Raw genomic sequence first — 23,822 nt, forward strand, 5'->3', positions numbered from 1 at the left:
TTTCACAGCTTTTAAGGTCATTAAAAGGTTACGTCCAGTCCGAAAGTGATAGTGCGCGCTTTGGGATAGGCAGACCAGTCAAACCCGGGCGTCAGCGCAGAATGCCGCACGGACACTTCCGGGTCGAGGCCGGAGTAGCTGGTCCAGGTGAGCAGGTTCTGTGCGGAAGCATATACCCGGAGCGATTTTATTTTCGCCGCTTTGAGCGTTTGGGCGGGCAACGTATAGCCGAGCGCGACTGTCTTCAGGCGCAGGTAAGAACCGTCTTCTATCGTACGGGAAGAATACACCAGCGGGCCTTGTCCCCCTACTTTGTACAGGCTGTTGCTGGGGTTCTCCGGCGTCCACCTGTCGGCATAGGAAGCGAACATGTTCAGGAAGTTACGGGTCACATCGCCGTTTTCAAACTCAATGCGGTTGGCGTTCAGCAGGTCGTTGCCGTAGCTCCATTGCAGGAAAACGTTCAGGTCAAAATTGCCGTAGGTGAAATTGTTGGACAGCCCGCCGATATGTTTCGGGTTCGGGTTACCGATGATGGTCAGGTCGTTGTTGTCCACTTTACCGTCGCCGTTGATGTCCCTGAATTTGATGTGCCCGGGCTGAATGCTGCTGGCGGGGTTACCGTTGTTCGGCACATTGTTCTTCAACACATAGGAGCCGTCGCCCAGCTGGTTAAAATCGCCGTACTGGTAAATTCCGTCAAACAGGAAACCATAGAAGAGGGAGATAGGATGCCCGGGAATAGCGATATACGGATAGGCGTTGTTGAAGTTGCCCCAGGTGATACGGGAAGCATAACTGGCCTCGCCTTCGTTGAGCTGTAATACCTTGTTCCGGTTAAAGGAGATGTTAAAACCGGTAGACCAGCTAAAGTTCTTCCGTTGAATATTATTGGTATTGATCGTGATTTCCAGCCCTTCGTTAGACACCTTTCCGATGTTACGGATACCGCTGAGATAACCGGAAGACGGCGCCAGGGTGGCATTCAGCAACAGGTCGCGCGTATTCTTTTTATAGTAGTCGGCAGACAGCGTGATCCTGTTTTTCAGGAACCCAACGTCAATGCCTATATCCGTTTGCGAAGTAGTTTCCCATTTCAGGTCCGGGTATCCCAGGTTATTGGGCACGATGCCCTGTGCCGGTGAATTACCGAAAGGGTAGCCGGAATAGGGGAACAGCTGCAGTGCGGTGAGATAGGCAAAATCAGGCACGCGGTTGTTGCCCGTGGTACCATAGCCTACACGTACTTTGGCGTCGGAAAGGAAGCTGACGTCCTTCATGAATGGCTCTTCGATAATACGCCATGCCAGTGCGCCGGAGGGGAAATAAGCCCAGCGGTTGCTGACCGGGAATTTGGACGAACCGTCTGCCCTGAATGAGAGCGTGAGCAGGTAGCGGGATTTGTAACCATAATTGACCCTTCCGAGGAAAGACATCAGCGTATTGGCAGAGCGGGCGGTAGGTGCGGTGGTGATGATCCCTTCATCCAGTCCGCTCATGCGCAGCGATTCGTTGGGCACCTGCGAAGCGGTGAAACCATAACTGTAGGTCTGCGTTTTCTGCATGCTCAGGCCGCCCATCACGTTGAGGTTATGGTCTTTGTTAAACACGCGGGCGTAGGTGAGCGTATTTTCATTGAGCCAGCTGTTACGTTCCGCGTTGCTCACGGAGCCGTTAACGCCCAGTGCGCTGCTTTTGGGGTTGCCCAGCCGGGTGTTGGAATTATTGAAAATTTCTTTTCGTACAGCCTCCCGCGTGATACCGCCGGTGACGCGCAGGGTGAAGTAGCGGGCCGGTTTGTATTCCACATAGGCGTTGCCGATGAGGGTATTGTTAAACGCGGGGTTGTATTCGTTACGGTTGGAGATAATAGGATTCATGCGGTATTCGCTCAGCGGGTCCACGTCAGGGTCAAACGGTTCATCGATCAGGGAACCGCCGTTGGTGGAATCGCCGGTTACGGGGCGATAGCCCCATACGCTGTACATAAGGCTCGAGGTGGGGCCGGTGGCGGTGGTGGAAGCGAAAGCGCCGTATGTTTTAGTGGCGGTGTAGTTGAGGTTGATGCCTGCTTTTATTTTGCTGCTCACCTGCTGGTCCAGCACCAGGCGGCCCTGGTAACGTTTAAATCCGCTGTTGATAATGATACCGTCCTGGTCCAGCAGGGAGCCGGACAGGGCATACTTCGTTTTATCGTTGCCGCCTCTCATGGACAGGCTGTGGTTTTGCATGAAAGCATTGCGCAGCACCTGGTCCTGCCAGTCAACGCCTTTTACATTCCGGTAGTCTTCCAGCGTTTTGCCATTTTTCAGGTAGATGGGTGTGTAGAGGGTGCTGTTTTGTTCCAGCTGGAACTTCACGAACTCGTACGGGTCCATCATTTTTTGTTTCTTCAGGTTCTGCTGGAAGCCCATCCAGGTCTGGTAGGCGATCACCGGGCCGCCTGATTTCCCTTTTTTGGTGGTGATGAGGATAACCCCGTTAGCGCCGCGGGCGCCGTAAATGGCGGTAGCCGAAGCGTCTTTCAGCACTTCGATAGAGGCGATTTCTTCAGGATTGAAGATGTTGTTGGAGGGATTTTCCATTGGGAAACCGTCCACCACATAGAGGGGAGAGTTTTCCTGTGTGACGGAGTTGTTGCCCCGGATGACGATATTGAGCGCCGCTCCCGGCTGCCCGTCGCTGGCCGATACCTGCACCCCTGCCACACGGCCGCCGAGGGCTTCCTCAAAGGAGGGTACGGGCGCTTTGGCCATATCGGCCATTTTCACTTCGCCTACGGCGCCGGTAAGGTCTTTCCGTTTAACCGTGCCGTAGCCGATCACTACTACGTCATTGAGCCCTTTCACCGATGATTCCAGGGTGATGTTGTAGACCGTTCTGCCGGCCGTGAGCTTTACCTCGCGGCTCACATACCCCACGTATGAGTACAGGAGAATGGTGCCGGGTAGGGTGTTCACTTTAATGTTGTAAACGCCTTCGTCGTTGGTAATGGCTGATACGGTGCCTCCTTTGACGCGAACTGTCACGCCGGGCAGTGGTGTGCCGGAGGCTTCGGTGATTTTGCCCGTCACCGTCGGGGTTGGTTGCTGTGCGATAGCGTTCATCCATATGCAGATGATAAAAAACGGGAGTAGCCAATACCCCGTTAACGTGAAAATCTTTTTTTGCATTCCCCTTGCTGTTTTTTTAATGACTAGTTTTTCTGCTCCGATCGGGAAGTGGCGCCGTGGAAATGTTCAGGTATAGCTTGCCACGCTAAAGTTGTCGACAACTGTTTTCCATACGTGTGAATTTGTTGTCCAAAGATGTAAACTAACGGGCACAGAAGCTACAAAATTGGCCTGCATTTCTGTTGGGAACATTCCCAATTTATGGGAATGTTCCCAATTTCCAAGGTTATTTTGTTTCTTTGGAGTTATATAACTGAGAGCTATGAAACGACATCAGGTGACCATCGTTGACATCGCCAAAGCGCTGAACCTGTCCAAATCCACCGTGTCCCGGGCGCTGACGGGCCATCCCAGCGTGAAAGAGGACACGCGCCAGGCAGTATTGGAACTGGCCGATAAAATGGACTACCAGCGCAATATGCTGGCCATCAGCCTTATCACCCGGAAGACCAATACCATCGGCATTATTGTTCCGGAATTCACCAGTTCCTACTTTCCCAACGTGACCATCGGTGCGCAGGAAGTGGCCAGCAAGGCGGGATACAATACCGTCATCTGCCAGTCCAACGAGAGTTATGAAACAGAAGTGGCCAACACAAAAGTGATGCTGGCCAACCAGGTGGATGGTATCCTGGTATCGCTGAGTAAGGAGACCCGGAATTTCGATCACCTGAAAATCTTCCAGCGCAAAGGCATCCCCATCGTTTTTTTCAACCGGGTGTGCGACGACATGGATGTGCCTAAAGTTATCGTGGACGATTTTGAAGGCGCCTACAAGGCGGTGAGCCATCTGCTGGAAAGAGGCAGGAAGCGGATCGCGCACCTGTCGGGCCCCACCTCGCTGCGTATCAGCGAAAAAAGGCTGAACGGCTACAAGGCAGCCCTGAAAAAACACAACGTGCCCTACGATGAAAGCCTGGTCATCCCCTATGACCTGAACACCGACATGGTGCATATCTACGTAACGCACCTGCTTAGCCTCCCCCAGCCGCCGGACGCCATCTTCGCCATCAGCGACCCTACGGCCATTGAAATTATCCAGGTGATAAAAAAGAAAGGGCTCCGCGTACCGGAAGATATTGCCGTGGTAGGCTTCAGTAACGACTTTGCATCCGGACTGATACATCCGTCGCTCACGACGGTAGCGCAACCGGTAAAAGAAATCGGCCGGACAGCCGCACAGCTGTTACTCGATCAGATCAACCGCGATGTGGCCGACTGGAAAAGCATTATCCGCGTGCTCAAGACCGAACTGATCGTCCGGGAATCCAGCTGATCCCGGATTTTTTCCGTGGGAACATTCCCTTTTTGCGGGAATGTTCCCACGGGGAAAAACGTCGTGTAATTTTTGCGGGTGTGGGTTTGGGAAAGAATCTTTGGGGTGATATGACCTTGTCAACTGCTCACCAAAAAATTCACGTATGAAAAAGATCAGTATGTTTTTCGCCCTGTTGTTTGTTGGCACCCTGTCCCTGTATGCGCAAAGCGCCCCTGTACCAACCGCGCCGCTGAATAACGGTACCGGCTATATGACCCATCCCGGCTTTACCTGGAGCGCCGTGCCCGGCGCAGGCAGTTACCAGATCATGGTTGCTTCCGATACCGGTTTTACCAACATCCTGGCACAACGTGCAGGCCTGCCCGTTACCCGTTACGTTCCGCTTGACCCGCTGCCCGCAGGAAAATTGTACTGGCGGGTAAAAACCGTTGACACTGCCGGCAACAGCAGCGGCTGGTCTGCCCGTTTCAGTTACACTGTCGCCACCCCCGCCAACGTATATACGGTGCCCGACAACAGCACCTATGCACAGGTGAAGGCCATCCTGGACACCGCCGTAAAACACACGCCGGCCATGGTGCAGTTTGCGGCCAACGGCCACTACGCCCTCGATCCGGGCGCCGCCGGCAGCTTTATGTTCACCTACACCGGTGTCAACGACCTGATCATCGACGGCAACCAGTCGGCCGTCACCGTGATGAACCATCCGGAGACCGGTTTCCTGAGCTTCCGCAATTCCAATCGTATCACGGTAACAGGTTTCACGGTGGACTGGGACCCGCTGCCTCATTCCCTCCTGGACGTGATACAGGTAGATAACAGCAATCCCAACACGCTCAATATCCGGGCGAGGCTGCGCAGCGTAGCGGGACAAACATCCCCCTACTACCCTGCCATCACCAACAATCCGTCGTTTACCACCCACTGGTCATGGGCCTACCTCCTGGACCCCACGCATCCCGGCGCCGTAAAACCCGGCGTAGGCAATGCTTTCGGCCTGGCGCCCGGCGATGCCACGTATATCGCCGGCACCAACCCTGCGGAATACAACATCGTGCATCCCGGCTCCACTTCCGGTAAATACTTCGCCGCAGGTGACATCCTTACCATCCTGTGCCGCACCAATATGGGTTCGTTTATCAGCACCACCAACTGTACGGACCTTACCTTCAGCGACATCACCAACTACGCCAGCCCGATGGGATGTTATTATGCCTTCGATGGCGGCGATATGAAAGTGCTCAATTGTCATTCCGCCTTAAAAGACAGCACCCGCTTTGTATCCGCCAATGCCGACGGAGTGCATTGCCGCGGCAATACCATCGGCCCATGGGTAGAAAATTCTTCCTTCACAGGCAATGGTGACGACGGCGTGGCGCTCTACAACAAAGGCATGGTGATCACCGCAAAAAACGCTGCCAACAGCCTGACGGTGAAAAGCGATTTCATGAACTTCAAAACCGGCGACCACTTCGATATCTATATCCCGAAAACCGGTAATGTCATCTCCCAAAACTTCACCGTCACCAGCGTACAACCCAATACCGGTCAAGGTACCTTTACCGTACAGTTCACGCCCGCTATTGCAGACAGCAGTTACGCCGCCATTACAGACGTGAACCTGTCCGACCAGCAGCAGAACGCGCAGCTGTACAACAGTACCCGGCGCAATGAACAGTTTTATGTGTATAACAACCAGTTCACCGTCCGTGGCCGCGGCGTGATCCTGCGTTCCGCCAATGGTGCAGTAGACAGCAACCGGCTGTTCAACTGCTCCTCTCCGGCGGTGGCGCTGTACAACGAAGCCGCACAATGGCTCAATGGCCTGTACAGCAGCAAGGTGAATATCCTGCGTAATCACATCCGCGACTGCGCTTATGATAACCTGGGGGTAGATGAAGGGGCGATCACGGTAAAGTTTAAGAAGATCGTATTACAGGGAAGCCGTTACGTGGATGTCATAGCGCCCGCTCGGCCGCACAACGGTATTCTCATCAATGATAATAAAGTGGAGAACTTCGCCCAGCATGGCATCACCTTATTTAATGCCACAGGCAGCGTGGTAGGGAAAAATATTTTCACCAGCAATGTCAGCGGGTTTATTCAGCCAGGCACGCATTACGGTATCTACCTCAATACGACGGACAGCTGCACCATCCGTCAGAATAATTTCACAGGAGAAACCCGGCCGTTGACCGCGGTGATCCAACAAACCAACTCCACGAATGTGGTGGTAATACCCTAGGCGGAAATGCATCAAATTGCTTTCAGGATTGAATCCTGAAGGCAATTTTGCCATTTGATCCCCCGGGCGATTTATCCATGATCCCCATATTTTGATCCCCATATTTTGATCCCCGGGCTCACGCCCGGGGCTACGATGTCATTCAAGCTTCCATTTAGATACGCTGCTTACATAAAAGCCTGAATAAGATTGTAGCCCCGGGCGTGAGCCCTGGGATCAAAATCAGGGGCCAAACATGGCGGTTATTTATTCCGGTGCCGTTGCAGATAATTATGCAGCAACCCGATCATGTAAGTCCATCCTTCTTCGGTGCGGTCTGCATATTCAGACCATTTGATGTCCATATCATGCTCCAGTTGCAATACGCAGCCCGTGGCGGTGGAGGTGATGCGGATGGTGACTACGCTTTCATCGCCCGGTTCGATATCTACTCCCCAGGTAAATACCAGCAGCGAGGGGCGGTTAATTTCCAGGTAAGCCCCGATGTGGTTGAGGATTTCATTGTCTCTTCTCACCTGGAAACTGAACCGGCCGCCAGGGCGCGGGTCGTTGGTGAGGTTCAGCACTTCCTCGTTGCGCACGGCAGGCCCGAACATCCAGTGGCTTAGCATGTCTGTGTCCAGCCAGGCGTCGAAAATAGTTTCAGCAGGCTCGTCAAAAGCCTTTTCCACCTGAACGAAAACGCGTTGATCGGTTATTTTTTTCATATGGTGAAGCTTATTTTTTCCGGGTACGTTGTTTTTTCAGGAATTCATCCAAAGCGTCGAGGCTGTCGGCCCAGAAAGCTTTGTAGGTTTTCATCCACGCTTCCACTTCACTGAGGGGGGCCGGGTTGGCGATGCAATAGCGTTCCCTTCCTTCCTGTTTAATGATCACCATGCCGCATTCCGTCAGTACTTTAATATGCCGGGAGATGGCAGGGCGGCTGATGTCGAACTCCTCAGCTACGGCGTTCAGGTTCATCTTTTTTCCTGCGAGCATATGCAGGATGGCGCGCCGGGTGGGATCCGCGATAGCATGAAATACATCTCTTCTCGTCTCCATAACTTGTAACAATCTTGTTACAAATATACGTAACAATCTTGTTACACAAATTAAATTTTCGCTGGCTGCGTCTTTCGTATGAACTACGCTTATGAAGACCTGGAAAGTACCCGCATCTACCATGCCACCGGAAGACGATTAAGTGTAAAAAAGCACCTCTAAAAAAACAAAATAAAATATCATAAAATATAATATGTTTTATTTTTAATATCTACGAAACCCGCCACCATTGCGAACTGATTGTTAATGTATTCAGATTGGCATGGATTATGCATAACTTCGCGAAACAAATGAGACGTTCGAACCTCAGCACCAATTAAAATTTGCCATCTTTTTTATTGAGTTAACCGCTTTGTTATTACTATGAGTACTCTTAATCCCTCAGGTGGAAGGAAAAGCACTTCTGACTTTATTTAATGTATCGAAATCATCACGCGATCGCATGTAGACGGCCCATGCATCGGAGTGTATTAATTGTCATGCGACGAATTAAAGGGGGTATTATCATTTATTCAATCTGTCAAAAACATTACGTATGTATAGTATTCTCTTAGTGGAAGACGATGAATTTGTTTGTAAAGCGATAGAAATTATTTTAAGGAAACAGGACTATATCATCAGCATCGCCAAAAACGGACAGGACGCTATGCGGTATCTGCAGCAATCAAAATTTGACCTGGTCATTACTGACCTGATGTTACCCTACGCCAATGGTATGGAACTGGTAAGCAAAATGCGCAACGAGCTCCATCTGGACGTCCCCATTCTTGTTTTGTCTGCAGTTACACATGAAAAGACCATCACGGAAGGTTTTGATATCGGAGTAGACGACTATCTGAAGAAACCGTTTAACCCATCAGAACTTGCCTCAAGAGTAAAACGCCTGATTCAACAAAGAGCAAAGAACACCATTTAATTCCATAACCAATTACCGATAATGAATTTCATGACGTCGTTCCGCCAATGGCTGGAGGACCTGGTATACTATTTTGCCTACTTCCCGCTGGTGATACAGATCGCCATCATCGTAAGCGTGCTGGCCGTTGCCGGTACAGCCGTGGCATACATATACATGATCTTCTTCCGCTGGCAGAAAGAAAGACGGGCGAAGAAAGAAAGGCCCCTGCGCGAAAAAGTGAATGAGCTGCTGCTGGAACATATCATCTACAAATCACTGGGTGATCCGGACACCCCCGTAGCCCTGCCGCTGGAGGCCTTCGAAACCCTCCCCCTGCAGGAAAAATGGGCGGCAGATGTATTTAAAAGCCAGTTGCTGGAATACCGCAACAACTTCACCGGGGATATTCCGCTGCTGCTCCGCCAGCTGTACCTCGAACTGGGTTTGCACCGCGATGCCGCCGCTGCCCTGCAGTCCGGCCGCCGCAAAAAAGTGATCAACGCCCTCGTGGAATTATCCGGCATGGGCGTACTGCTGAACAATGCGCATGTGTTGTCCCTCACCCAAAGCCGCGATCAGTACATCCGGGAAATGGCGCGTTGTTACTGGGTGCAATGCTCCCCCGACGCCCCCTTTGCGTTTTTCAGTCACGTGAAAGAACCTTTGCTGGCATGGGAACAGTTTGAACTGTTCCGGATCATTTCCCTGCGGAAAGACATCCCCATGCCTTCTTTCGCCCAATGGATCGATCCGCAGTACCACCCAACGGTCATCGTGCTCTGTCTGAAGCTGGCAGCCTACTTCCAGCAACCGGAAGCGATACCGGCCATGATCAACCTCCTGAAAACGGAAGATGAACAGCTGCGGGCCGTTACCATCAACAACCTTGGCAAGCTGATGGCACTGGAAGCAGAACCCGTCCTGGTAGACATGTATCCGACGCAGCCAGACAGCTGCAAACTGGAAATACTGAAAGCGCTGGGCCGCATCGGCTCAGGTAATTTCATCGGTTTCCTGCAACAGGAACTGGAACATACGGATGATTTTCTGCTCATGAAACACGCGGCACACTCCATTGTAGCCCATAAAGCACTTGCCAGCGGCCTGGTAGCCCAGCTACAGCAATCGCTCACCGGCACCAGGAAACTGCTGCTGCAACACAGTCTGAACCCCCTGATTAAATACTAATCATGTATTCTGCAATACTTAAATACATCACTGATTTTTACGAAAGCGCAATATTCGTCTATTGTGCCGGACTATTTCTGTTTTACATCCTGCTGGCGGTACTGTCGCTCATCGCGATCCGCCGCAGCCTGTGGAAAAACAAAATAAGAGGCCAGCAGATGCTGGTGGCCTCGCCCCTCACGCCCGGTATTTCCGTGATCGCGCCCGCCTATAATGAAGGCGTGACCATCATCGCCAATGTACGGTCTTTGCTGGCGCTCAACTATCCCCGCTTTGAAGTGGTGATCGTGAACGACGGCAGTAAAGACGATACCCTGCAAAAGCTGATCAACGAGTTTGAACTGGTGGAAGTAAACTTCGCCTACCGCCAGCAGATCCCCTGCCAGGAAGTTAAACGTTTCTTTAAATCTTCCAACCCGGCCTATTCCAAACTGCTGGTGCTGGACAAAGTCAACGGTAAAAGCAAGGCCGATGCGGTAAACGCCGGCATCAACGCCTCTTCGTTCGACTACTTCCTGAACACAGATGTGGATTGCATCCTTGCCAGCGACACCCTGCTGAAACTCATCAAACCTTTCATGGACGATCCGGAAAGAGTGATCGCTACCGGCGCCCCGCTACGGGCGGCCAACTCCTGCGACGTGGAAGCCGGCGTCATCACCCGCGTGCGCGTGCCCGGAGCACTGCTGCCACGCTTCCAGGAAATGGAATATATCCGCTCCTACCTGCTCGGTAAAATGGGCTGGACTTTCATCAACGCGGTCCCCAACGTGTCCGGCGGCCTCGGCCTGTTCGATAAAGACATCGTTATCAAATCAGGCGGCTACGACCCCGGCTCCTTCGGCGAAGACATGGACATGGTGGTACGTATGTGCCGCTACATGTGCGAACAGGACCTGCCCTACCGCATCCATTACATCCCGGAAACACTTTGCTGGACGGAAGTTCCCGCCACCTACAAAGTGTTCTTCCGCCAACGGGTACGCTGGGCCAGAGGACTCGCCCAGATATTCGGCAAACACAGAAAAGTATTGTTCAACCCGAAATACAAAAAATTAGGGTTGATCATCTTCCCCTATAACTTCTTCTTTGAGCTGCTGGCGCCGCTGATCGAGTTTGCCGGCATCATCTATTACATCTATATTATTGTTAACCACCTGATCAACTGGGATTATGCCATCATCCTCCTGGTGTTCATCTATACTTTTTCCATCCTGATCACCTCCCTCTCTATGCTGTGGGACCAGCTGATCTTCCGCTACTATCAAAGCTGGAAAGAAGTATGGCAGCTCTGTATCCTGTCACTGGCAGAGCCTTTCATCTATCACCCGATCGTACTCTTCTCCGCCATCAGAGGATATTTCAATCAGCTGATCGGTAAAAAACATACCTGGGGAAATATGCAGCGGCAGGGATTCAATCAATCTTCAAACCTTCAAAAAACTACTTAAGACCATGTTACAGCGAAGTGTGGAAAAGCGTTGTATTGTATTCTTCCTCTCCTTATTACTGATATACTCAGGACTGAGCGCCCAGCGCAGCGGTCTTGTTTCTTCCGATGTGCTGTATAAAATGGCCTTAAAAGCCCGCAACGAAGAAAAGGACTACGCAAAAGCGATCAAATTCTGTAAAAAAGCATTGTCTCAAAGCCCGGACTATACAGATATCCGCATCCTGCTGGGTAAACTGTACCAGGAAACCGGCCAGCCTGTGGCTGCGGCTTTCGAGTGGAACGTTGTGCTCCGGAAAGAGCCGGCCAACAGCGATGCCCTCCATTCATTGGTAAACCTCTACTACAGCCAGGGCAATACCGCCGAAGCCAGCTGTTATGTAGATATGCTGCTGGAGAAAACACCGCTCGACAAAGACCTGCTGCTAAAAAAATACGGGCTGGCAGAAGAACGCGGCGACGTGGTAACGCAGGCGAAAGTCATGGGACTGCTGCGTAATCATTATATGTCAGATCCAAAAGTAGCCTCCCTGTTGGAAGACTACCAGATACAGGCCGCCCGCCGCGGACGTAAAACCGGGGACCTGAGCGGCTCCGAAAAAATGTACGAACAGGTACTGTTAAAAGACAAAAATAATGCAGAAGCGTTACAGGGAATGGCTTCTACCCTGGAAGGACAGGGCCGCTCCAGGGAAGCGCTTTCCTATTATAATAAATTGCTGGCCCTTCACCCGGACAGCGCCGCATGGCGGTTAAAACGCTCTTCCATACAACTGGCGAACGGCAACTCTGCCGCCGCACTGGAAGACGCCCAATGGTTACATAAACAATATCCGGGTCAGCCACTGTACAAACAACACCTGGCAGACGTGTACGCCGCTTTGGCCCGCCAGCCGAATGCGCCGGCCATATACACAGAACAATTGCTGGCTTTGCAGCCCGGCAACAAAGCGGTGTACCAGCAACTGATCAACCAGGCCAACCAGCGGGGCGATTATGCCGCCGCCAACGAATGGTGCAACAAAGCATTACAGGTGTTTCCCGGTGATGTGGACATCTTAAGAAAACAAATCGGCATACAGGAAAAAACGCAGGACTACAGCGCCGCCGCAACAACAGCCGGCAAGCTGTTGCAGCTTCATCCCGGTGCTACGCATGAGCAAATCTATACCGACCTGCAACTGTTACGTGCCAGCAGATTGGTACAACAGCAAAAGCCAGGTGAAGCTGCCGCCGTCCTGCAAACAGCCCTGAAGCAGATGCCGGGCCGCAAAGAGCTGCTGTTGCGCTTGTCCAATGTACAAACGACACTGGGCAAACCACAGGAAGCCCTATCGCTGCTGGACCAGGTACTGGCCAAACAACCCACCGATACCGCCCTGCTGTTCAAGAAATCGGGGCTGCTCGAAGCGACCCGGCAGTACAGCGAAGCCGCAGCCATCAGTGAAGCGCTCATGACACGTTACCCCGCCGAAACACGCTACCGCCAGGCTTATATCGACCAGGCAATGCTGGCCGCCAAAAGCTATATCGCCCAAAAACAATATAGCGCCGCCGAGCCTCTGCTGCTGAAAGTGCTGCAATATGCACCGTCCGGCAAAGACGCGTGGGTATACCTGATCAACGGTAAAAACGAACAACAGCAACCCGCGCAGGCGCTGGAATATACCGACCGCGCGCTGGGCTACCTGAACAATGATTCGCTGCTGTTGCAGAAAAAATCAGCCCTGCTGCAGCAGGCAGGCAGATATACGGAAGCCGGCAACATCGCCGCAGACCTGCATCGCCGCTATCCTGCCGACACGGCACTGCGGCAGATGTACCTCGACCAGCTGCTGGCCCATGGCAAACAACTGCGCGAAGCCCAACAATGGGACAGCGCCGCAGCCTTGTACCAGGCAGCTTACGCACTGGCGCCGTCAGATACAGCTGTGTTGTACAACCTCACCGCTACCGCCACGGCCCGTAAACAGTACGATTCCGTGCTGGTATATGCCGACAAAGGCCTGGCGCTGAACGCCAACCAGCCGGCGCTGCTGTCGCAGAAAGCCAACGCGCTGGAACAATTGCACCGCTACGCAGACGCCGCCATGGTAGCCGGACAGCTCCGCAAATTACAACCCGGCGAAAAGAAATGGCAACAGTATGCCGATCACCTCAACGGCTATACGTATAAGAACCAGGTGGGTATTATTCACCTGCAGTCTGTTTACAGCCGCGACCTGGAGCCCGCCAGCATTACCTCCCTGCAATACCTGCACCGCTTCCAGCGGGGCACTATCACGGGAAGGCTCAATTACGGCAGCAGGGAAGCAGGCAACGGCATCCAGCTGGAAGCAGAGAGTTATTACACCCACAATCCCCGGTATTATTCCTACGGATTGTTCGGATGGTCCAACTCCGATGTGTTCCCCACTGTCCGCGCAGGCTACTCCCTTTTCCGTAATTTTAAGAAGGGATGGGAAGGCGAACTGGGCGGCCGTTATGTAAAAAGCGACACCATCAATACCTATTCCGCCGTGGCTTCCGTAGGGAAATACTTCGGTAACTACTGGGTCAACCTGCGCGGCTTTTTCACCAATGACGAACATCAGTGGTACCAGGCCTACACGCTGACGAACCGCTTTTACCTGAACGACCGGCAGGACTTCATCGCCCTGATCGGCAACATCGGCGCCTCACCGGACGACCGCAGCCGCAACTTCCAGTTTGGCAAAGTGGCAGGCTTCACCTCCACCTCGCTCACGGGAGGCTTCCAGAAGAATATCCGCGGCAGGGCCACCATCGGGGCCTACGGCACCTGGACAAGGCAACAGATACCTCAGCAATCATATCTTCATCAATTTGATACCTATTTGTTGTTCCTCTGGAATTTCAAATAAACAAAACCAAAAGAAAAGGAGGGCCTTAGCGCCCTCCTTGCACGTATCGGGTTAACACATTCACTTGTATCTTTATCGGTTTTTATTCTGATCGATGATCCTGCAGATAGTATTCACCGTCACGGCTGAACGAAGACCATCCGCCGGCGTATTGACCACATAATCCACCAGCTGGCCTATAGTACTGGTAGCCACATGCATGCGTGTATCCGAAGACGCATAGTAAATAAAAACCTTCCCATCTTCCTCCGCAATCCAGCCATTACAGAACAATACATTAGACACATCGCCCACGCGCTCCTCCCCTTCCGGCGCCATAAAATAACCTGCCGGTTTATGTATCACGCGGGTAAGGTCTTCCAGGTCGGTCATAAAGAGGTATAACACGTAACGTAATCCTGCTGCGGTATTGCGCACACCATGCGCCAGGTGAAGCCATCCCTGTGGCGTCTTCAGGGGTGCAGGCCCCAGCCCGTTTTTCAGTTCATATACCGTATGATATACTTTGGGGTCCAGGATTTTTTCTTCCGTGATCACGGCGCGGGTCATATCGTCGCATAAGCCGAAACCGATGCCGCCACCGGTACCGGCGCTGATGAAACCATCCTGCGGGCGGGTATAAAAAGCATATTTCCCCTGTACGAACTCCGGATGCAGCACCACATTCCGCTGCTGCGGCGAAGGCGTTTCCAGGTCAGGCAGCCGCTCCCAGCGCTCAAGGTCCATGGAACGTACAATCCCGCAGGCGGCAATGGCCGCGGACTGGTCATAGGCAGGTGCTGCAGGGTCTTTTCTTTCTGTACAGAACAAGCCATAAACATAACCGTCTTCATGCTTTACCAGGCGCATGTCGTAGACGTTCGTATCCGGGTCTTCCGTTTCAGGGACCGTAACAGGATACTCCCGGAAGCGGAAACCGTCGATGCCGTTGTCACTTTCCGCCAGCGCGAAGAAAGACTTACGGTCCACACTTTCCACGCGGGCCATCAGCACGTATTTGTTGTTCCATTTAATAGCACCGGCATTAAACACTCCATTGACGCCGTAGCGCTCCATCAGGTATGGATTGGAAGCCGGGCGCAGGTCGTAACGCCATTCCAGCGGGGCATGCGCCGCCGTTAATACCGGGTAGCGGTAACGGTCGAAAATGCCGTTCCCCGGCGTTTGTCTTTCATTGTTCCTGCTTATCAGCAGCTGTTGCGCTTGTTCCAGCGCTGTTAAACGCTCGCTAAAATGCATCATATCATCAGTTAATAGTTGAATATTAAAGCTGTCGGGACAGGCGTTTCCAGTCCCGTTCAAACAGTGTGGCCGGATCGTCGTAAAACTTTTTGAAATCCGCCACGCTGCCATGTCCCTGGTAGGGCACGTAATGATGGCCGGTATGCGCGTTGCGCCAGCAGAGCACATACGCAAGGCGGTAAGATTTCAGTATGGGCAACAGGGTGCCGGTCCACCAGCCGGCTTCCGGAATCCGCTCGTAGCCGGTCTCCGTCAGCGCAGATACCTTATGACGGGCATCCGCTATCTTTTCCAGGATGCCCAGCCTTTGCTGCAGCAAAGCGGTGAACGCAGCAGAGGAGCTGTACTGGTAGGCATCGGTACCGATGATGTCCACCATATCATCTCCCGGATACCGTTCCAGGTAGGCTGCCGCATCGGCGTAGTCTGCCGCGGAGTAAGCATACAGCAGGTGATGTACCTGTTTACTTTGCAGGTACCGTACGGTAAAACGCCAGAGTTGCACAAACTCCTCCGTGGTACAGTGCCGTTGCCCCCACCAGAACCAGCTGCCGGTATGTTCGTGAAAAGGCCGGAAGATGATGGGAATCAACGTACCATCTGCCGCTTTAAGGCCCAGCAGGCAGGCGGCCACTTTGTCTAACCAGCCCGTATATACGTGATGTTTAGTGCCACCCGGCAAGATATCTTTCACTACGCGAAAGGTGTCCCAGGCGGAACCGCCGTTACCGGGATTGTTGAGATGCCAGCTGATGGTGTTTACCCCGCCGCGTTCATTTACTTCACGGACATACGTGCGCATACTGTCAAACGGCACGCTGTCCAGGTCATGCGGGCTGTCCATTTCTATATGGCCCAGGTCCCACCCGTATACCGCGGGATAGTCGCCGCATACGTCTTTTACATCGGAGCGGCCATGCTGGTATTTCCAGCCTACGCCGTACGGCAGGTCATCCTGGTGCCCAAAGAGCACGCCTTTTCCTGATATGCCCTGTAATTGCCGGAGCAGTTTTTTCGTGGCCGGCGTCGCCAGCGGATCGGCGGTTTGTTGGGCTGACAGGCGCATACAGCCTGTCAGCAACAATAGCAGTAATGTTAATCTCTTCATCAGTAACCCGGGTTATTGGTGGTGATCAGTTTATTGCCGGCTATTTCCTCCTGTGATAACGGGTACAACAACTGGTAAGGCAAACGTGGACGACCGGCGGCATTCATCACGCTGATCCAGGTGCCCCAGCGCACCAGGTCGAAGCGGCGCCGGAACTCGCCGTACAGCTCATGCCGCCGTTCCACCCGCACGGCTGTACGAAAATCGGTCTGTGAAAGACCGGCAGGCAGCGGTGCAAGGCCGGCGCGCTGTCTTACGGCGTTCACGGCAGCATAAGCATCTGCATCCGGCCCGGTCACTTCATTGCGGGCTTCCGCCAGCATCAGCAGTACATCAGCGTAACGGATAATGACAGGGTTGTTGCCGTTTTCATCTTTGGCCTGCGCACCGGCGTCGACATACTTTTTAGAGTAATAACGGGGCGTAGCATAAATTGTTTTGGCTCCCAGCCGGTAGGTGTTTTGTCCGTACCCACCGCCACCATCGTATTCAGCTCCCCAGCTGCCTTCGCTGACCAGTGTGCTGCCCGCAGGTAATGTCCTGAGATGATACAGCTCGTTGCCGCTCAGGTCCTTCCAGCTATCCCACAGCGCGGTCCCGAAAGCGACCCTTCTGTCATTGGCCTCAAAGGTTTTAACGAAATCGGTACGCAGGCTCACAAAGCCATTGCTGCCACCACCCGCATACAAACCGGAAGGAGAAAAGTAGCCCGGCAGCTCCGGTCCCTGGTTAGGCGCGTTGGTAGCGGGCACGGAGAACAACATCTCTTTGCTTCGGTCCTGCGTAGCCTGGTCAAATACCGTCATATAATTGGTTTCCAGCGCCGGGAAACCAGTAGCGTCGCCCATGTCTTTTACCGCTTTGGCCGCATCGGCCGCCTCTTTGAAGTAAGCGGCCTGTTTCACTTCGCTGCCGGCCAGGTGCAGGTACACCCGCGCCAGCAGTCCCAGCGCAGCCGCTTTCGTCGGACGGCCACGGTCGGCCTCCGTGTATTTGCCGCTGCTGAAGTTGGCGGGCAACAACCCCGCCGCAGTTTTCAGGTCGACCACCGCCTGTTTATACACGTCTTCCAAAGGGCTGCGGGCAATATCTTTCGTCTGTGTAGGGTCATAAGCTTCGGTACGGATAGGCGCTGCGCCAAAACGCATTCCTATCTCCGCGTAACAGAAACCCCGCAGGAAATAAGCCTCGCCTTTGATACGGTTGATCATAGCGGTATCGCCGGTTACGCTGGCGGCATATTTCAGCACCAGGTTAGCGCGCTGCACCACGTAGTAAAAGCCATTCCACGGACGCTGTATGTACCACTGGCCGTTCTGATTACCGGCATAACCGCCACCCATCCAGTTCTCCAGCAACAGATCGTCATCTTCTCCCAGTACGGCGTTCCACGCAGGAGAGATATACAGGTCCCATGTCATCAGGTTTTTATAGACGCCATTGATGCCCTGGAGCAGGTCGGCATCCGTGCGGTAAAAATTCTCAGGGTCTTTAAAATCATACACATCCTCTTCCAGCGCTTTCCTGCAGGACACAACAGACATCAGCGCCAGCAACAGCGGAAATATATACAGTAGTTTTTTCATGACGGTTGATTGAATCGAATAAACAAAATCAGAAGGTAACGTTAGCGCCTATACTAATGGTGCGGGACTGCGGATAACTGCCCAGGTCCACGCCACGCATATTGGCATTTTCAAAGGCGCTTACTTCCGGGTCATATCCTTTGTATTTCGTGAATGTCACGAGGTTCACGGCATTCAGGAACACCCGTGCGCCGGAGATGCCTTTTATCTTAGGCAGATTGTATCCCAGCTGTACGTTTTTGATGCGGATAAAAGAACCGTCTTCCAGGAAGGAACGGGAGAAATTAGCCGACGTAGTGTTTCCCTGGTTGGCCTGTATCACACTGTTGGTAGTGCCCTCGCCCTTCCACGTACTTTCATAAATGTATTTCGGAATGTTACCGGAACCGTTGAGCGTATAAAAATTCAACAGGTTCGCGTTGAGCACGTCGTTGCCCTGCACTCCGGTGACAAGGATGCTCAGATCGAAGTTCTTATAGCTGAAATTATTGGTGAAGCCCCAGGTGTAGTCAGGATTGATGTCGCCGATTTTTGTCCTGTCGAGGTCATTGAGCGCGCCGTCGTTGTTCAGGTCTTTATAGCGCATCTGTCCTACTTTGGCGTTTTGTTGTACGGACTTATAATCATCCACTGCTTTCTGGTTCTGGAAGATGCCATCTTCCACGAAGCCCCATACGGTGCCTACTGCATATCCTTTCTTCTGGATGAAGGGTTTGGCGTCGAGGCCGTAACCGGCGCCCAGCCTGTTGGCGAACTGTTCTTCCACCGGACCGAGGTCGGTGATTTCATTGCTGTTGCGGGAGATATTGGCGGAGATGTTCCAGTTGAAAGTCCCTTTGACGACGGTGGCGCCTACTTCCAGTTCAATACCGTTGTTGCGCATATTGCCCGCGTTCACCGTCGCCACGGTGAAACCGGTGGAAGCAGGGATGGTGATTTGTTGCAGCAGATCGCGGGTATTGCGCTGGTATACGTTCAGCGAGAAATTGAAGCGGTCTGCGAAGGCCGCATCCAGCCCGATGTTATATTGGCCGCTGTGTTCCCATTTGAGGCCGGTGTTCGGCAGGCTGGTCTGGTCTACACCGGATACCAGCGCGTTGCCGATATTGGCGACTACGCCGGAGAGAATGCCTTTGGAGCTGTAGGGCGATACTGCCTGGTTGCCCGATTCACCATAGCCGAGCCGCAGTTTCAGGTCGGAGAAAACACGGAGGTTTTTGATAAAAGGTTCTTCACTCATCCGCCATGCCAGCGCTACGGAGTTAAAGGCATCCCATTTCTTCGCCAGCCGGGAAGAGCCGTCGGCGCGGAAAGTATAGGTAAAGAGGTATTTATCGGCGTAAGCATAATTCGCGCGGGCGATGAAGGACGCCAGTTGCCATGCGGTGGTGCCGGTAACGGTAGGCGCCACAGACAGCCCTTCTTTCAGGCTGTAGTAGCCCAGTTTATCATCCGCGAAATTGCGGGTTTCAGAAGTGCGGAAACGGCTCATGCTGGATTCATAGGAGAACCCGCCCAAAGCGTCGATGCGGTGTTTACCCGTTTCTTTTTTCCAGGTGAGCAGGTTTTCAGTCAGCAGGCTGGTGTAAGTGCTGCTGCTCACGATCGCTTTGCCGTTGGTGGCACGCCCTTCAGACACCGTGCGCGGGTAGTAGGTTTCGTTCAGCTGATCGTAATAACTGGCGCCCAGCCTGGCCTGGAACATAAAGCCTGCCGGCAGTGTGATATAGGCATTGAAGCCGCCGAAGCCATTATTGACCGTCTGTTTGCTTTTTACTTCATCGGTATAACGCAGGGGACTGGCGCCAAAGCGGTTGAAGATATCCTGTGAAACGGAGCGGTCATGCTGATAATCGATCACATGCACCTGGTTGTTGCTGTCTACCGTATAATAAGGGATAGGCTGATAGTTCAGTGCGCCGCGCACAATGCCGCCTTCCAGGCCGGAAGTGGTGGCCGCCGTTCTTACCAGCGCATTGCCCGATCTGCTGAAGGCCAGGTTGGTGGAGGTCTTCAGCCAGTCGTTCACCTGGTTATCGAGGTTCAGGCGCAGGCCGCCGCGTTTATACTCCGAGCCTTTGATCACGCCTTCCTGCACGAGGTAGTTGCCCATGATGGAATACGTGTTCCTGTCATTGCCGCCGGAAATGCCCAGTTCATAGTTCTGGATACGGGCATTACGGTATATTTCATCCTGCCAGTTGATACCGTCGCCGAAATGCTGCCGTATCTGTTCGGGGGAGAGCTTACCATTGGTACCGCTGTATGGCAGATCACGGTCGCTGAAACCGGCGTTTTTATAGGCTTCGTTCACATACTGTGCATATTCGGGCGCGTTCAGCATGTCGAGTTTCCTGCTAACGGTAGCGATGCCCTGTGAAGTGTTGAGCGACACTTTGCCTTTACCCGCCTTGCCTTTTTTGGTGGTGATGATCACTACGCCGTTGGCCCCGCGGGAGCCGTAGATGGCGGTAGCGGAAGCGTCTTTGAGGACTTCCACCGATTCTATGTCTGCCGGTGAGATAGACGACAAAGGATTGGTGTTGGTCATGATGATGTGGTTCTCTTCCTGCGGGCCGGCCTGTTTCAGCGAGGCGCGGGCGTTGGCCACGGGTACGCCGTCTATCACGTACAGCGGCTCCGAGCTGCCCAGCAGGGTACTGACGCCGCGTATCTGGACGCTGAGGCCACCACCGGGAGCGGCATCATTCTGGGTAACGGCCACGCCGGACATACGGCCCTGCAGGCCCTGCTCCAGTGAACTTACGGCAGAACGGGTCAGTTCCGATCCTTTTACGGTAGACACGGTGCCGGTCAGGTCTCTTTTCCTGACAGTGCCGTAGCCGATAACGACTACGTCCGATAAGTTGGTATTGGCATAACCCAGTGTAACGGCAACGGACGAACGGCGTTGCAGGGCTACTTCCTTCGTCTCCATCCCGGTGAAGGAAATAACCAGCACGCCGTTGTCGTCCGGGACGCTGATCGTAAAATGACCTTTGGTATCCGATACTGCTGCGATGTTGGTATTTTTCAGCCGGATGGTGGCACCCGGCAACGGAGCGCTTTTATCGTCGCTAACGGTGCCGGTCACCGTTTTATGCTGAGCGGACAGGGATAAGCTGTACAGGAGCCACAGCAGCCCCATGGCAAGCCTCTTGGAGGTAAATTTCATAACGGAGAATTTGTGTCAAAACTAATTCTAATCGTTACGCATTTGTAGTACTTTTTTATCCGTTGTTTGACTTTCAAGCACTACTTCCCCTCTATACCTGATAAATTGGCTGGTATTTTTTTAGCTCTTATTTCACATTCGACAGCCCGCCGTCGACCAGTATCTCCGCACCGTGTATATACCCCGCATCCGGTGAAGCGAGGAACAATACCGTCTTCGCTATCTCCCAGGGTTCACCAAAACGTTTATACGGCAACGTAGGTATCACACTGTCAATAGTACCTGCTATCTCCTGCGGCGTCAGACCGGTGTTATTAAAGATGTTGGTCCGGATATATCCCGGGCTGATACCGTTGACCCGTATGCCTTTAGCGGTACACTCCATCGAAAATGTTTTGATGAAAGACTGCACGGCCGCCTTGGCAGCGGTATACACGGAGAAGTAAGGGATGCCGAAAGCCGTTACAAAAGAAGTGTTCAGGATAATGGAACCACCGGACGGCAACAGCGGCAATAGTTGCTGTACCGTAAAGAAAGTGCCTTTCACCAGTATGTTAAACAGTTCGTCGAAATGCGCCTCGTTCACCTGTTCTATGGAAGCGAACTTCCCGTACCCGGCGTTGGCAAACAACACGTCTATCCTGTCGGTGTGTTGCTGCAACTGCGCCGGCAGCGCCAGTATATCAGTCATCTTTCCTGCATCGGACACAATACCTGTGGCGGACGGTCCCAGTGCGGCCACCGCTTTATCCACAGTCTGCTGACTTCTGCCGGTAATAATCACCCGCGCTCCGGCTCCTATAAATTCCTGTGCGGTGGCAAAGCCCATGCCGTTGGTGCCTCCTGTAATGAAGACCACCTTTCCTTTAAATTGCTCTATCATATGATCAATAAATTGTACTGCAAAGGTGCCAACGGACAGCCAGCCGGGAAACCCGATTATTGCTGTATTTCAGCAGTAAAAAGATAATAATTTCTTAACGCGCCGGCGGCCCGGGTGCCGGTAGCAAAGCAGTGACGGTCGTTAATATTAGTAGTAAATAAAGATGTGCCATGCCCTATTTCCCTCAAACATTCCGGCAGTATGTACTGAAAAACCCGTTCAACCGCCGGTACCTGAAAATCGCCGCTGTCGCCATCGCGGTCCAACTGGTAATTTTTAAGCTGCTTTATCCGTACGGCGATTTCTTTTCAGACTCGTACAGTTACATCTATGCCGCCATCATGAAACAGGAGGTAAGCCTGTGGCCTATCGGCTATACCCTGTTCCTGCGGGCCTTTCATGTCATCAGTCATTCAGACACCGCGCTGGTCGTTTTTCAGTATGTGCTGGTACAGAGCGCGGCGCTCTATTTGTTTTTCACGGTGAGCTACTGGTTGCAACCCGGTGAACAAACCAGGAAAGTGATGTTTTACGTGTTACTGTTTAATCCCCTGGTGCTTTATATCTGCAACTATATTTCCAGCGACGGGCTGTTTCTCGCCCTGAGCCTCTGTTGGTTTGCCCAGCTGCTTTGGCTGCTCTACCGCCCCTCCTGGCCGTTGCTGCTGGCGCATACGATACTTATCACCATCGCTTTTACGGTGCGGTACAATGCGATGTATTACCCGCTGATCACCGCGCTGGTACTGCTACGCTGTCCACAGAAAATACCTTTTAAGATACTGGGGATTGCGGCGCCGTTATTATTGATAGCGGGATTTATCAGATTCACGGAACAGGCGGCGCGGAAGGTCACCGGCACTGCGCAGTTCTCCGTTTTCGGCGGCTGGCAGGTGGCCAACAACGCGCTGTACATGTTCCCCTACCTGAAGGAGTATCCTGAGCCGCCCGCCGGCTGCGAGTCGTTTCACCGGGAGGTAGTACATTTTTTCCGCGACATCGTTCCCAAAGGAAGCGGCATCCCCTCTCCCATTGACGGGGCGATATACCTGAAACATCCGAATGCGCCCCTCAAAAAATATATGGCGCTTACCTACGGCCCTAAGGACGACACTACGGGAGGCATACAGTCGTGGGGCATGGTATCACCGGTATACGCGAAATACGGCAGCTATATGGTCCGGCAACATCCGTTCTATTTCAGCCGATATTTCCTGCTGCCTAATACGCTTAATTATTTCATACCACCACTGGAGAAATTATCGGAGTATAATCTTGGCAGTTATGATGTCTCTTCTATTGCGGTACACTGGTTCCATTACCCGTCCAAACAGCTGCGTTCTATCCCTGCTGTCGGCGCGCAACGCGCTTTGTTGTTTTTCTTTCCCTTTATATTCGGGCTGATGAACCTGTTGCTGCTGGGGTTGATGGTCAAGTGGTTTGTATCTGCGGCGCGCAAAACGGCCAGCCGGCCTTATCGTGACAGCCAGTTGCTGGTATTTATAACATTGCTGGTCAATGCCGGTTTCGGCATCCTGGCGTCCCCGATCGTTTTCCGATACCAGGTCTTTCCGATGATCGTCTGTTTCCTGTTCATCGCGGTGCTGATCGACAAACTTAAACCGGAGCTACAGTAAAGATGAATTAACATTGTTGAATGAAAAGGATA

15 protein-coding genes are annotated in these 23,822 nt (G+C 52.8%); 7 read left to right on the forward strand and 8 right to left on the reverse strand.

The features are described 5' to 3' along the window. Window positions 1-20 precede the first annotated feature (20 nt). A complete protein-coding gene (locus HF324_RS25410; RefSeq protein WP_246269286.1) occupies window positions 21-3,173 on the reverse strand; it encodes a SusC/RagA family TonB-linked outer membrane protein in 3,153 nt (1,050 codons plus the stop codon). Between the two features lie 262 nt (window positions 3,174-3,435). Between HF324_RS25410 and HF324_RS25415 the strand changes: the two genes are divergently transcribed. Together HF324_RS25415 and HF324_RS25420 are read left to right on the forward strand one after the other, a co-directional pair. Beyond that, entirely contained in the window at window positions 3,436-4,449 is a 1,014-nt protein-coding gene (locus tag HF324_RS25415; protein ID WP_168805599.1) for a LacI family DNA-binding transcriptional regulator, read from the forward strand. 145 nt (window positions 4,450-4,594) lie between these two features. Then, window positions 4,595-6,697, forward strand: coding sequence for a right-handed parallel beta-helix repeat-containing protein (locus HF324_RS25420; protein WP_168861144.1), 2,103 nt, complete (start codon window positions 4,595-4,597; stop codon window positions 6,695-6,697). A gap of 242 nt (window positions 6,698-6,939) precedes the next feature. Here HF324_RS25420 and HF324_RS25425 read toward each other — a convergent pair whose 3' ends face one another. Together HF324_RS25425 and HF324_RS25430 are read right to left on the reverse strand one after the other, a co-directional pair. After that, a complete protein-coding gene (locus tag HF324_RS25425; RefSeq protein ID WP_168805603.1) occupies window positions 6,940-7,404 on the reverse strand; it encodes an SRPBCC family protein in 465 nt (154 codons plus the stop codon). Between the two features lie 10 nt (window positions 7,405-7,414). Continuing rightward, window positions 7,415-7,741 carry an ArsR/SmtB family transcription factor gene (locus HF324_RS25430; protein WP_168805605.1) on the reverse strand — a complete coding sequence of 109 codons (327 nt, stop codon included), beginning with the start codon at window positions 7,739-7,741 and terminating at the stop codon, window positions 7,415-7,417. Window positions 7,742-8,276: 535 nt separating this feature from the next. Here HF324_RS25430 and HF324_RS25435 point away from each other — a divergent pair. The 4 genes from HF324_RS25435 to HF324_RS25450 are packed head-to-tail and all read left to right on the forward strand — an operon-like array spanning window position 8,277 to window position 14,159. Next, entirely contained in the window at window positions 8,277-8,657 is a 381-nt protein-coding gene (locus HF324_RS25435; RefSeq protein WP_168805607.1) for a response regulator transcription factor, read from the forward strand. A gap of 30 nt (window positions 8,658-8,687) precedes the next feature. Continuing rightward, entirely contained in the window at window positions 8,688-9,827 is a 1,140-nt protein-coding gene (locus HF324_RS25440) for a HEAT repeat domain-containing protein (protein ID WP_168805609.1), read from the forward strand. A gap of 2 nt (window positions 9,828-9,829) precedes the next feature. Beyond that, on the forward strand, window positions 9,830-11,278 hold the full coding sequence (locus tag HF324_RS25445) for a glycosyltransferase family 2 protein (protein ID WP_168805611.1): 1,449 nt from the start codon (window positions 9,830-9,832) through the stop codon (window positions 11,276-11,278). 4 nt (window positions 11,279-11,282) lie between these two features. Beyond that, window positions 11,283-14,159 (forward strand): tetratricopeptide repeat protein, encoded by a 2,877-nt coding sequence (locus HF324_RS25450; RefSeq protein WP_168861145.1) that lies wholly within the window; start codon window positions 11,283-11,285, stop codon window positions 14,157-14,159. Window positions 14,160-14,231: 72 nt separating this feature from the next. On the opposite strand, the gene HF324_RS25455 is transcribed toward HF324_RS25450, so the two are convergent. The 5 genes from HF324_RS25455 to HF324_RS25475 all read right to left on the reverse strand — a co-directional run bounded on the left by HF324_RS25455 (window position 14,232) and on the right by HF324_RS25475 (window position 22,153). Then, window positions 14,232-15,401 carry a glycoside hydrolase family 130 protein gene (locus HF324_RS25455; protein ID WP_168805615.1) on the reverse strand — a complete coding sequence of 390 codons (1,170 nt, stop codon included), beginning with the start codon at window positions 15,399-15,401 and terminating at the stop codon, window positions 14,232-14,234. Between the two features lie 22 nt (window positions 15,402-15,423). Next, window positions 15,424-16,509, reverse strand: a complete 1,086-nt coding sequence (locus HF324_RS25460) for a glycoside hydrolase family 26 protein (protein ID WP_220100617.1) — start codon at window positions 16,507-16,509, stop codon at window positions 15,424-15,426. Continuing rightward, the gene (locus HF324_RS25465; protein ID WP_168805618.1) at window positions 16,509-18,095 is read right to left on the reverse strand and encodes a RagB/SusD family nutrient uptake outer membrane protein; all 1,587 of its coding nucleotides are present in this window, start codon (window positions 18,093-18,095) and stop codon (window positions 16,509-16,511) included. The genes HF324_RS25460 and HF324_RS25465 overlap by 1 nt, the downstream gene beginning before the upstream one ends. A gap of 28 nt (window positions 18,096-18,123) precedes the next feature. After that, complete coding sequence (locus HF324_RS25470; RefSeq protein WP_168861146.1) at window positions 18,124-21,270, reverse strand: SusC/RagA family TonB-linked outer membrane protein; 3,147 nt, start codon at window positions 21,268-21,270, stop codon at window positions 18,124-18,126. A 127-nt stretch (window positions 21,271-21,397) separates the two neighbouring features. Continuing rightward, window positions 21,398-22,153, reverse strand: a complete 756-nt coding sequence (locus HF324_RS25475; protein ID WP_258539195.1) for an SDR family oxidoreductase — start codon at window positions 22,151-22,153, stop codon at window positions 21,398-21,400. Window positions 22,154-22,323: 170 nt separating this feature from the next. Here HF324_RS25475 and HF324_RS25480 point away from each other — a divergent pair, with 170 nt between their 5' ends. Further along, a complete protein-coding gene (locus HF324_RS25480; protein WP_168805622.1) occupies window positions 22,324-23,790 on the forward strand; it encodes a hypothetical protein in 1,467 nt (488 codons plus the stop codon). The last annotated feature ends 32 nt before the right edge of the window (window positions 23,791-23,822 follow it).

The organism is Chitinophaga oryzae (assembly GCF_012516375.2).
Taxonomy (GTDB): domain Bacteria; phylum Bacteroidota; class Bacteroidia; order Chitinophagales; family Chitinophagaceae; genus Chitinophaga; species Chitinophaga oryzae.